This is a genomic window from Streptomyces sp. CBMA156 (assembly GCF_014596515.1).
Classification (GTDB): Bacteria; Actinomycetota; Actinomycetes; order Streptomycetales; family Streptomycetaceae; genus Kitasatospora.
Window position 1 is genome coordinate 1 of the sequence record NZ_MSJQ01000357.1, and the last position, 11023, is coordinate 11023.

The window sequence follows — 11023 nt, forward strand, 5'->3', positions numbered from 1 at the left end:
GGGACCTCTTCAGCAAGCAGATCTTGGTCGATCACTTGCTATACGGGAGGTCCCGTCCTCATGCCCGCAGTTCAGGCCATCATCACCCTCTTGACGGACCCGCGCGAGCCCTAACTCCGCGGCATTGCGACGCCGGCGCGGTGTTGAAGCGGACGAGGACGCGGCCGTCCATGGTCCTGTCGGTGTCGATCGAGGGGAAGATGAGGCCGAACTCGCGGCCCCGCTCCCGGACTTCGTCCATCAGGGCGCGGATGTGGTCCTCGGTGTAGTACCGGATCCGGGGGTCGGTCGGCAGCATCGGGTGGCGGCCGGGGCGGTAGATCATCAGGCGACACCGTCCAGCTCGAACCAGACCGATTTGGCACGCTCATGGGGGTCGACGCCCCATCGGTGGGTGAGGGCCTCAACCAGCTGGAGGCCCCGGCCGGACTCGGCGAGCAGGGACAGCGGCGGGCTGGCGGGCAGGACCGGGCTCTCGTCCGTGACGGAGACCCGGAGCGAGCCGTTGACGGAGATGATCTCGACCAGCGGCGCGGGGGTGTCGGTGTGGCGCCACGCGTTGACGAGCAGCTCGCAGAGCGCGAGCTGCGCGTCGGAGATCGTGGCGGGGGCCCAGCCGACGCGCGTCATGGTGTTGCAGAGGGTCTGACGGGCGATGGCGATGGTGGGCGTGTTGATGTGACGCATGGGAGTTCTCCCGAGGCGTGAGTGAGGGGGAACCGGCGGAAGAGGTCGCCGTGAGCCAGGCCGGTGGAGATGGGCATGGCTGCTCTGCGGTGCTTGGCAGCAGGCATTACTGACGATCCGTCGGATCGATGTGAGATTGACCATAGCGCAGCTCGGCTCAAATTTGAGCCGACTCCTGGGAGGTTCCCCCGAACGTGGCACCTCCACCGCCCCGACCTGCGGCAGACTGGTCATCATGGCGCTACGACCGAACCCAACCCTTCGCCAGCGGCGGATCGGGACCGAGCTGAGGAGGATGCGGGAGCAGGCCGGCCTCGGCGGCAGTCAGCTTGCGCGCAAGCTCGGCATCCAGCCCGCGCAGATCACACAGATGGAGAGCGGGAAGGGCGGCATCAGCGCGGAGCGGCTGCGGACCATCGCTACTGCATGCATGTGCGACAACCAGCCCCTGATCGATGCACTGGCCGACATGACCTCGGAGCGTGGAAAGGGCTGGTGGGAGGAGTACCGAAACCTTCTGACCATCGACTTCCTCGAAGTCGCAGAGCTTGAGGGGCACGCCGAGCGGATCACCTTCTGCAACACCGTCTACATCCCTGGGCTTCTCCAGACCAGGGCATACGCATCAGCGGTGTTCGCTCGACTCATCCCTCCCCTGCCTCCGCAAGACATCGAGACGCGAACGACCTTCCGTCTCAAGCGCCAGGAAGTCGTCCGATCCGGGGCGAAACCTCTTCGCGTCTTCATCCATGAGGCCGCCCTGCGAATGCAGTTCGGCGGCCCTGTGGTGCTCATCGATCAGCTCGCCGCGCTACTGGACGACTCCGAGCAGCCTGGGATCTCCGTTCGCGTGGTGCCATTCGCCATTGACACTTTTCCAGGTGCCGGCGAGAACCTGATCTACGTCGAAGGGCCGGTCCCCGAGCTGGACACCGTCGAGATGGACGTTTCCCAAGGTGCACTGTTCTTCGACTCGCCGACGAACCTGGCCAAGCATCGAACCATCTTCTCCAGCCTGGACGCCACAGCCCTCACCGAAGGCGAATCGCGCGACTTCATCCGATCCATCATGAAAGAAGTAAAGTCCGCCTATGCATAGCTCAGAGTGGCAGAAGTCCAGCTACAGTGCGGCAAGTAACGAATGCGTCGAGGTTCGCGCCATCAACGGGCTGATCGATCTCCGCGAGTCCGACGAGGGCCACATCATCCTCCGCACCAGGCCCGCAACCCTGGCCGCCCTCCTCCACGGCATCAAGGCCGGCGAGTTCGACCACCACGCCTGACAGCCCCACCCATGCCCCTCGCCCTCCCCTGGGCGAGGGGCGCAACCACAATCCAGACAGGAAGGCACGGATGCCCGAGTCGGCATGGCAGAAGTCCAGCTACTCCGGCGCAAGCGACAACTGCGTCGAGCTGCGGGCGATGAATGAGATGGTCGAACTCCGCGAGTCCGACGAGGCCCACCTCACCATCCACACCACCCCCACCGCCCTCGCCACCCTCCTCCACGACATCAAGGCCGGCGAGTTCGACCACCACGCCTGACAGCTGCACCCGCGCCCCTCGCCCTCCCCTGGGCGAGGGGCGCAACCACAATCCAGGCAGGAAGGACACATATGCCTGAGTCGGCATGGCAAAAGTCCAGCTACAGCGCTTCAAGCAACGAGTGCGTCGAGGTCCGCACGGTCGGCAACCTGGTCGAACTCCGCGAGTCCGACGAGGCCCATCTCACCCTCCGCACCACCCCCGCTGCCCTCGCCGTCCTCCTCCACGCCCTCAAAGCCGGCGAGTTCGACCACCACGCCTGACAGCTCCACCAGCGCCCCGCGCCCTCCCCTGGGCGAGGGGCGCGGCCGCAGCGGCCAGGGCCTCAGGTGGTCCGGCCGGCGCAGGCCGCGGCGGTCACCAGGGCGGTGAAGGCGGCCTCGGAGGCGGGCAGTCCGGCCGGGTCGTACGGGTTGCGGGAGAGCACGACCTGGCGCTGCCCGGTGTCGTCGCCGAGCATGATGCTGCTGTAGCCGAGGCTGTCGCCGCGGTGGCCCCAGAAGTCCCCGCACGGGGTGGGTGTGCGCTCCAGGCCGAGGCCGTAGTCGGCCCCGCGTCCGAGGCCCGTGGTGTGCTTCATCTCGGCGAGTTCGGCGGGCCCGAGGAGCCGTCCTCCGAGCAGGGCGGACATGAAGGCGGCGAGGTCGGCGGTGGTGGAGATGCCGGCGCCGGCCGGGCCGGCGATGGTCGGGTTGAACAGCGTGATGTCCACCGGGCCGCCGGGCATGCTGACGTAGGCGCGGGTATGGCGGCCGGGGACGGTGGGGTCGTTCTCCGGCATGGTGGTGTCGCTCAGGCCCAGTGGCCGGACGATCCGGCGCTCGACCTCCTGCTGCCAACTGCGGCCGGTGGCCTTCTCGATGATCATGCCGAGCAGGATGTAGTCGGTGTTGGAGTAGTGCCAGTCCTGACCGGGCGGGAAGTACGCCGGGTGGGTCTCGGCGACGGCGACGAGTTCCGCCATCGTCCGCGACTTCCAGCGGTCGGTGCTGAGCCAGGTCCGGAAGGAGGCGTCGTCGGCGTAGGCGAAGGCCGGGTCCGAGGTGTAGTTGTAGATGCCGCCGGTGTGGTTGAGCAGTTGGCGGATGCTGATGTGGGCGCCGTCGCGCAGGACGCCGGGCAGGTGCGTCCCGACCGGGTCGTCCAGGGCGATCCGGTGCTCGGCGACGAGCTGGAGGACGACGGTCGCCACGAAGGTCTTGGTGGCGCTGCCGATCCGGAAGCGGTCGCGGGCCGCGGCGGGCTCGCCGGTGGTGCCGAGCGCGACCAGCCCGGCCGCCCCGGCATCCAGGACCTCGTGCGCGAGCTTCTCCAGCGCGTCGAGGGCGACGGAGCCGTCGGCGGCGAAGGGGGTGATCAGGGGGATGTGGATGCCCGTGAGTTCCATGCCCACGATCCTGCGGCCCGGCGATCACTCAGGTCCAGTTCACATGTCCGACGCTTCTCGTAAGCTGAGCCGATGCTCGACGTCCGACGCCTGCGCCTGCTGCGCGAACTCGCCCACCTCGGCACCATCGCGGCCGTCGCCGAGGCGCTGTCCTTCAGCCCCTCGGCGGTGTCCCAGCAGCTGTCCGTCCTGGAGAAGGAGGCGGGCGTCCCGCTGCTGGAGCGCACCGGGCGGCGGGTCGCCCTCACCCCGGCCGGCCTTGGGCTGGTCAGGCACGCCGAGGCGGTGCTCGCCCTGCTGGAGCAGGCGGATTCCGAACTCGCCCACGCCAAGCGGGGGTTGGCCGGTCCGCTGCGGATCGGCACCTACCCCTCGGCGGCCCGGGCGATCATCCCCGCGGTGCTCGCCGAGCTGGCCTCCTGGCACCCCGGGCTGGAGCCGATGGTCACCGAGGTGGATCCGGCGGCCGTCGGCGCCGCGCTGCGGGCGGGCGAGCTGGACGTGGCGCTGGTGCACGAGTACGACCTCGTCCCGGCCGACCCTGAGCCGGGCCTCGCGGTGACCCGTCCGGTCTTCACCGAGCCCATGTACCTGGCCGCCCGCGCCCCCGGCACCGTCGCCGAGCAGCGCGGCGCGCCGTGGATCATGTCGCCGCGCGGCACGCTCTGCCACACCATGGCCGTCCGCGCCTGCGAGGCGGCCGGGTTCGCCCCCCGCATCCGGCACCAGATCGACGACTTCACCACCGTGCTGGCGCTGGTCGCGGCCGGCCAGGGCGTCGCCCTGGTGCCCCACCTGGGCACCGCCGGGTCCCGGCCGGGCGTCGTCCTCACCCGCCTGCCGATGTACCGCCGCACCCGCGCCGCCTTCCGCGCCGGCGCGGGCTCCCACCCGGCCATCTCCGCCTTCGTCTCGGCGCTGCACACGGCGGTGCCGCCGGGGCTGGGCAGCGGGGCCTGAGAGCCTCCCGGGACGCAAAAGGCCCAGGCGCAAAAGGCCCAGGCGCGAACGGCCCGGGCCTCCGCGGCCCGTACGGCTAGACCACCAGGCAGCTCGGCCCGAGCAGCTGCTTCAGGTCCCCGAACAGCGCCGGGTCCGACTTCACCCGGTGCCGGTCCAGCCGCAGCACGGTGGTCTTGTTGCGGCTCTCCAGCCGCACCCGCACCTCGGTGGTGCCCCGGTGGCTCCCCAGCACCTCGCCGAGCCTGGCCACCAGCGGCGGGGTGACCTTCCCGCTCGGGATGTTGATGATGATCGGCGCGTCGGCGTGCGCGTTCGACAGGTCGGGGGCGGACAGCTCCATGCCCATCAGCCGCGGCACGTCCTCCCGCTTGTCCAGCTTGCCGCGCACGAACACGACGGCGTCCTCGACCAGTTGTGAGGACACCAGCTGGTAGCTGGCCGGGAAGAACATGCAGTCGATCGAGCCCGCCAGATCCTCGACGGTCGCGATCGCCCAGGCGTTGCCCTGCTTGGTCATCTTCCGCTGGAGGCCCGAGATGATGCCGCCGATGGTGACGATCGTCCCGTCCGGCCGCTCCGCGAGGTCCGCCACCGCGCAGTCCGCCTTGTCGGCGAGCACGTGCTCGATGCCGTGCAGCGGGTGCGAGGAGACGTACAGGCCGAGCATCTCCCGCTCCTGGGTGAGCAGGAAGGACTTCTCCCACTCCTCCTCGGAGAAGACGACGTCCAGCCCGAAGCTCGGCTCGTCGGCGGTGGCGTCGCCGCCGAACAGGTCGAACTGCCCTTCGGCCTCCTTGCGCTTCACGCCGACCACGTTGTCGATCATCGGCTCGAACTGCGCGCTCAGGCCCTTGCGGGTGTGTCCGAGCGAGTCGAAGGCGCCGGCCTTGATCAGCGATTCGACGGTCCGCTTGTTGCAGACCACCGACTCCACCTTGTCCAGGAAGTCGGGGAACGACGCGAACTTCCCCTTGGCCTTCCGGGTGCGGATCATGGACTCGACCACCGGGCCGCCGACGTTGCGGATCGCGGTGAGGCCGAAGCGGACCAGGGTGTCACCGTGCGGGGTGAAGTCCGAGTCCGACTCGTTGACGTCCGGCGGCAGCACCTGGATGCCCATCTTGCGGCACTCGTTGAGGTAGACCGCGGACTTGTCCTTGTCGTCCTTGACGGAGGTGAGCAGGCCCGACATGTACTCGGCCGGGTAGTTGGCCTTGAGGTACGCCGTCCAGTACGAGACCAGCCCGTACCCGGCGGTGTGCGCTTTGTTGAACGCGTAGCCGGAGAAGGGGACGAGGACGTCCCACACGGCCTGGATGGCCGCGTCGGAGTAGCCGCGCTCGCGGCAGCCCTCCTGGAAGGGGACGAACTCCGCCTCCAGGATCTCCTTCTTCTTCTTGCCCATGGCGCGGCGCAGCAGGTCCGCCTGGCCGAGCGAGTAGCCGGCCAGGATCTGCGCGGCCTTCTGCACCTGCTCCTGGTAGACGATCAGGCCGTACGTCGGCCGGAGCACCTCCTCCAGGGGCTTCTCCAGCTCCGGGTGGATCGGGGTGATGTCCTGCTGGCCGTTCTTGCGCAGCGCGTAGTTGGTGTGGGAGTTGACGCCCATCGGGCCCGGGCGGTACAGCGCCAGCACGGCGGAGATGTCTTCGAAGTTGTCGGGCTTCATCAGGCGCAGCAGCGAGCGCATGGGGCCGCCGTCGAGCTGGAAGACGCCGAGCGTGTCGCCGCGGGCGAGCAGTTCGTAGGTGGGCTTGTCGTCGAGCGGCAGCTTGAGCAGCTCGATCTTCTCGCCCTTGTTCCGCTCGATCGCCTTGACGGCGTCGTCCATGATCGTCAGGTTGCGCAGGCCGAGGAAGTCCATCTTGAGGAGGCCGAGGCCTTCACAGGTGGGGTAGTCGAACTGCGTGATGGTGACGCCGTCGGTGTGCCGGGTCCAGACCGGGATGTGGTCGGTCAGCGGCTCGGCGGACATGATGACGCCGGCGGCGTGCACACCGGGCTGACGGATCAGGCCCTCGATGCCGCGCGCGGTGTCGATGACCTTCTTGACGTCCGGGTCGCTCTCGTACAGGCCGCGGATCTCGCCGGCCTCGCCGTAGCGGGGGTGGCTGCTGTCCGTGATGCCGGAGAGCGGGATGCCCTTGCCCATGACGTCCGGCGGCATCGCCTTGGTGATCCGGTCGCCCATCGCGTACGGGTAGCCGAGGACCCGGGAGGAGTCCTTGATGGCGGCCTTCGCCTTGATGGTGCCGTACGTGACGATCATGGCGACCTTGTCGGATCCCCACTTGTCCGTCACGTAGCGGATCACGTCGCCGCGCCGGCGCTCGTCGAAGTCGATGTCGACATCGGGCATGGAGATGCGCTCGGGGTTCAGGAAGCGCTCGAAGATCAGGCCGTGCGGGATGGGGTCGAGGTCGGTGATGCCCATCGCGTACGCGACCAGCGAACCGGCCGCCGAACCACGGCCGGGGCCCACCGCGATGCCCTGGCTCTTGGCCCACATGATGAAGTCGGCGACCACGAGGAAGTACGCCGGGAACCCCATCTGGATGATGGTGTCCATCTCGTACTCGGCGAGCTTCTTGTGCTCCTCGTCGTACCCGCCCGGGAAGCGCCAGTCCATGCCCTCCCAGACCTTGGACTTGAAGAAGTCCGCCTCGGACTCGAAGCCCTCCGGGATGGGGAAGCGGGGCATCAGGTTCTTGAACTTGAACATGCCCTCGGTGTCGACCCGGGAGGCGACGAGCAGCTGGCTGTTGCGGCAGCCCTCCTGCCAGGCGTCCGAGGAGTCCAGCGCGTACATCTCGGCGGCGGACTTGATGTAGTAGCCGGTGCCGTCGAAGCGGAAGCGGTCCGGGTCGGAGAGGTTCTTGCCGGTCTGGACGCAGAGCAGCAGGTCGTGCGCGCCGGCGTCGGCCTCGGTGGTGTAGTGCGAGTCGTTGGTGACCACCGGGGGGATGTTCAGCTTCTTGCTGATCTCCAGCAGCCCGTCACGGACCCGCTTCTCGATGTCGAGGCCGTGGTCCATCAGCTCCAGGAAGTAGTTCTCCCGGCCGAAGATGTCCTGGTAGTCGGCGGCCGACTTCACCGCCTCGTCGAACTGGCCGAGCCGCAGGCGGGTCTGCACCTCGCCGGAGGGGCAGCCGGTGGTGGCCATCAGGCCGCCGGACAGGTCGGAGATCAGCTCCTTGTCCATCCGGGGCCACTTCACCAGCCAGCCCTCGGCGTAGGAGCGCGAGGTCAGCTTGAAGAGGTTGTGCAGGCCCTCCTTGTTCCGGGCCCAGATGGTCTTGTGGGTGTAGGCGCCGGACGCGGAGACGTCGTCGCGCTTCTGGTGCGGCTGGCCCCACAGGATGCGCTTGGTGTTGGAGCGGGACTCCGGGGCGACGTACGCCTCGATGCCGATGACGGGGGTGATGCCCGCGTCCGTGGCCTGCCGGTGGAACTCGGCGGCGCCGTACATGTTGCCGTGGTCGGTCATGGCGACATGGGTCTGGCCGAGCCGCTCGACCTCCTTGAACATCTGCTTCAGCCGGGCGGCACCGTCCAGCATCGAGTACTCGGTGTGGACGTGCAGATGCGCGAACGGCTGGTCGCTCAAGGCGGGGCCTCCGGGGGCTCTGGTGCTGGGCTGGTGGGCCGGCGAACGTGCAGGTCACAGGGGGTACCCCCGGAAATGGATGTGGTCCGGAGCGCCTCGCGGGGCCCGGACCATCACTCACACGTTCACCCGTCTACTCTAGCCCCCTCCGAACGGCTTCCCCCGCGCCGTTCGCGGCTCCCCTGGTCGGCCCGGCGAGTCGGGCTCCGGCGGCTTCGCGGACCTCCGGCGCCTCCATCGGATCGTCGCGGAGGTACGCCAGGCGGGTCCTCACACCGGGCCGGTCGGGGGCGTGTCCGATCCCGAGGAGCCGGGCCTCGGCCTGGCAGTCCCAGAGGGACTCGGTGTACGCCTCGTCCAGTCCGGCGGGGTCGATGGCGGCCAGCGCCCTGAGGTAGGCGGGGCGCTCGTACGAGTGCGGGGTGCGGACCCAGAAACGGCGGAGGAGGGGGACGGCCTCGGCGGTCCCGGGGACTCCTGCGGCCCGGGTGGCCTCGGGGCCCAGCCGGCCCAGGCCCTGCGCCATGATCATCGGACCGCACCAGGTGCGGTGTGCCCAGTCCCGCTCCAGCTCGGCGAGGAGCGCCGGAGCGTCCCGCGGCTCACCGTGCTCGGCCAGCACCCTCAGACCCTCCCAGGCCAGCCAGCGGGTGTCCGAGGCGGCCCAGTCCCGGGCGGCGGGCATGGCGTGGGCGCCGAGCTTCCGCAGGAGACCGGTCACCAGGGGCAGCGGGTGTTCGCCGTCCGCCGTACCGAGCGAGGGCACGAGCGGGACGAGGCCTGGATCCGGGTCCCGGTGGTGGTAGAGCACGTACAGGGCGTCCGACCTGCGGTCCACCGACGTGGTGGGGTCGGCGAGGATCGCCAGAAGCTCCGCGTTCGCCGGCGCTGTCGGCAGGTGCGATTCCTGGGGCCGGCGGTCCGGCGTGGGGATGGATATGCCCCAGTGCTCCCAGGCCCTCGCCCAGGGCGTCGGGTCGTCGTCAGCGCCGAGGCGTGCCCGCGCGACGTCCCGCAGGTCCTCCCACCACTCCACCGGCCAGCGCTCGGACACGGACTCCAGGACGGACAACCACCGCTCGCCCTCGCGGACGTACGCCCGCAGGATGCCCCGCGCCTCGTCCGACCCACCGAGCGCCAGCAGCTCCAGTACCCGGGCGGCCTGCCCACCGTCGTCCTCGTCCCCGGCCAGTGCGTCGGCCACCGGGCCGAGCGGGAGGACCAGGTCCCGCAGGAGCCGGGCGAGGTACAGGTGGCGCTCGTCGACCAGCCGGTCCCAGCGCCAGTCCGTACGGACGCAGGCGTAGACGGCGTCGGCGGCGGCGGGATCCTCGACGGCCCGCAGCGCGCCCAGGCCCCGGCCGCGCTGGAGCAGGCCGAAGAGGGTGCCGGCCGGCGCGTAGCTCTCCGTCATGACCGCACCGGTCCGGCGAGTCGGGCGCCGGCGGCCTCGCGTACCTCCGGCTCCTCCATCGGATCGTCGCGGAGGTACGCCAGGCGGGTCCGCACGTCGGGCCGGTCGGGCGCGTGCTCGACACCGAGGAGCCGGGCCCGCACCTCGCAGTCCCACAGCGACTCGGTGTACGCCTCGGCCGTGCCGGCGGCTCCCATCGCCGCCAGCGCCTCCAGGTAGGCGGGACGCTCGTACGAGTGCGGGGTCGAGAGCCAGAAGCGGCGGAGCAGGGAGACGGCGTCGGCGGCCTTCGGCCCGAAGCGCGCCAGGCCGCGCGCGAGGGTGTCGGGGCCGCACCAGTCCCGGTTCACCCAGCACCGCTCCAGGTCGGCGACGAGGGCCGGCACGTCGCTCTCGTCGCCGTGGGCGGCCAGCACCCCGAGGCCCAGCCAGGAGAGCCAGTCCTCCTCCGAGGCCGCCCACTCCCTGGCCGCCGGTACGGCCTGCCCGGCGAGTCGCGCGACGGCCCGCCCCAGATACGGCACCTGCCGGGTGCCGTCGGCGGCACCGAGCCGGGGTACCAGCGGGATCAGCGCGGGCTCCGGCGGACCGAACGACAGCGAGTGGAGAGCGATCACCTTGGCGCCTTCGGGGACTTCCGGATCGCGCAGCAGGGCGAGCAGGCTCGCGTTGTCGCGGTCGGGGTACGGGTCCTCCACGGGGTGGCGCGTGGTCGGCTCGTCCTCCTCCGGAGCGGATGCCGACAGCGCCTCGCGGGCTTCCTCCGAGCCGGCGAGTGCGAGCAGCTCCAGAACGCGGGTGGCCCGGTACCGGGTGTCCTCGTCGCCGGACAGGCACTCCACCACCGGCGCGAGCGGAAGGTCCAGGTCTCGGATCAGCCGGGCGAGGTAGAGGTGCCGGTCGTCGACCAGCGAGTCCCATCGCCACTCCCAGCGGATGCAGCCGTACACCAGGTCGGCGACCGACGCCCGGTCCTCGGCGGCGATCAGCGCGCCCTGGCCCCGGCCGCGTTGGAGAAGGCCGGGGAGAGTGGTCGTCGGCGCGTAGTGGTCGGTGTGCATGGGGTCCATCGTGCCGGAGCCCCCGGCGCGTGGGCGGCAGGGGCCGACGGGTGGTGGGTCAGGTGTCCTCGTCGGGCGGGGTCATCCGGAGGGCGGTGACGACGCCCAGGGCGACCGTGGAGACCGCGAGGGCGAGGAGGACGGCGAAGGCCGTCCCGATCAGGTATCGCACGAGGTCCTGCGCTCGGCGTCGAGGAGCAGGGTGAGGAGGTTGAGGAGGGTCGACGCCGGCCAATGCCGCGGAGTTAGGGCTCGCGCGGGTCCGTCAAGAGGGTGATGATGGCCTGAACTGCGGGCATGAGGACGGGACCTCCCGTATAGCAAGTGATCGACCAAGATCTGCTTGCTGAAGAGGTCCC

The 11023-nt window shown here is 70.1% G+C and carries 11 protein-coding genes; 5 read left to right on the top strand and 6 right to left on the bottom strand.

What is annotated here, in order from left to right; genetic code table 11:
- Positions 1-82: 82 nt before the first annotated feature.
- Positions 83-325 (bottom strand): hypothetical protein, encoded by a 243-nt coding sequence (locus BU198_RS31150; protein WP_188300204.1) that lies wholly within the window; start codon positions 323-325, stop codon positions 83-85.
- On the bottom strand, positions 325-687 hold the full coding sequence (locus BU198_RS31155; protein WP_188300205.1) for an ATP-binding protein: 363 nt from the start codon (positions 685-687) through the stop codon (positions 325-327). Before BU198_RS31155 ends, BU198_RS31150 begins: the two co-directional genes overlap by 1 nt.
- A gap of 235 nt (positions 688-922) precedes the next feature.
- Between BU198_RS31155 and BU198_RS31160 the strand changes: the two genes are divergently transcribed.
- From BU198_RS31160 to BU198_RS31175, 4 genes are all read left to right on the top strand, one after another.
- Positions 923-1786: a helix-turn-helix domain-containing protein gene (locus BU198_RS31160; RefSeq protein ID WP_188300206.1), complete on the top strand. Its 864-nt coding sequence runs from the start codon at positions 923-925 to the stop codon at positions 1784-1786.
- Positions 1779-1970 (top strand): DUF397 domain-containing protein, encoded by a 192-nt coding sequence (locus tag BU198_RS31165; RefSeq protein WP_188300207.1) that lies wholly within the window; start codon positions 1779-1781, stop codon positions 1968-1970. Before BU198_RS31160 ends, BU198_RS31165 begins: the two co-directional genes overlap by 8 nt.
- 70 nt (positions 1971-2040) lie before the next feature.
- Entirely contained in the window at positions 2041-2232 is a 192-nt protein-coding gene (locus BU198_RS31170; RefSeq protein WP_188300208.1) for a DUF397 domain-containing protein, read from the top strand.
- A gap of 71 nt (positions 2233-2303) precedes the next feature.
- The gene (locus tag BU198_RS31175) at positions 2304-2495 is read left to right on the top strand and encodes a DUF397 domain-containing protein (protein ID WP_188300209.1); all 192 of its coding nucleotides are present in this window, start codon (positions 2304-2306) and stop codon (positions 2493-2495) included.
- A 62-nt stretch (positions 2496-2557) separates the two neighbouring features.
- On the opposite strand, the gene BU198_RS31180 is transcribed toward BU198_RS31175, so the two are convergent.
- Entirely contained in the window at positions 2558-3619 is a 1062-nt protein-coding gene (locus BU198_RS31180; protein WP_188300210.1) for a serine hydrolase domain-containing protein, read from the bottom strand.
- 72 nt (positions 3620-3691) lie between these two features.
- On the opposite strand from BU198_RS31180, the gene BU198_RS31185 reads away from it, so the two are divergent.
- The gene (locus tag BU198_RS31185) at positions 3692-4579 is read left to right on the top strand and encodes a LysR family transcriptional regulator (protein WP_188300211.1); all 888 of its coding nucleotides are present in this window, start codon (positions 3692-3694) and stop codon (positions 4577-4579) included.
- A 76-nt stretch (positions 4580-4655) separates the two neighbouring features.
- Here the strand turns inward: BU198_RS31185 and dnaE are convergent, their stop codons facing one another.
- The 3 genes from dnaE to BU198_RS31200 all read right to left on the bottom strand — a co-directional run bounded on the left by dnaE (position 4656) and on the right by BU198_RS31200 (position 10664).
- The gene (dnaE, locus tag BU198_RS31190; RefSeq protein WP_188300212.1) at positions 4656-8189 is read right to left on the bottom strand and encodes a DNA polymerase III subunit alpha; all 3534 of its coding nucleotides are present in this window, start codon (positions 8187-8189) and stop codon (positions 4656-4658) included.
- Positions 8190-8322: 133 nt separating this feature from the next.
- On the bottom strand, positions 8323-9603 hold the full coding sequence (locus tag BU198_RS31195) for a hypothetical protein (protein ID WP_188300213.1): 1281 nt from the start codon (positions 9601-9603) through the stop codon (positions 8323-8325).
- Positions 9600-10664: a hypothetical protein gene (locus tag BU198_RS31200; protein WP_188300214.1), complete on the bottom strand. Its 1065-nt coding sequence runs from the start codon at positions 10662-10664 to the stop codon at positions 9600-9602. The genes BU198_RS31195 and BU198_RS31200 overlap by 4 nt, the downstream gene beginning before the upstream one ends.
- Between the last annotated feature and the right edge of the window lie 359 nt (positions 10665-11023).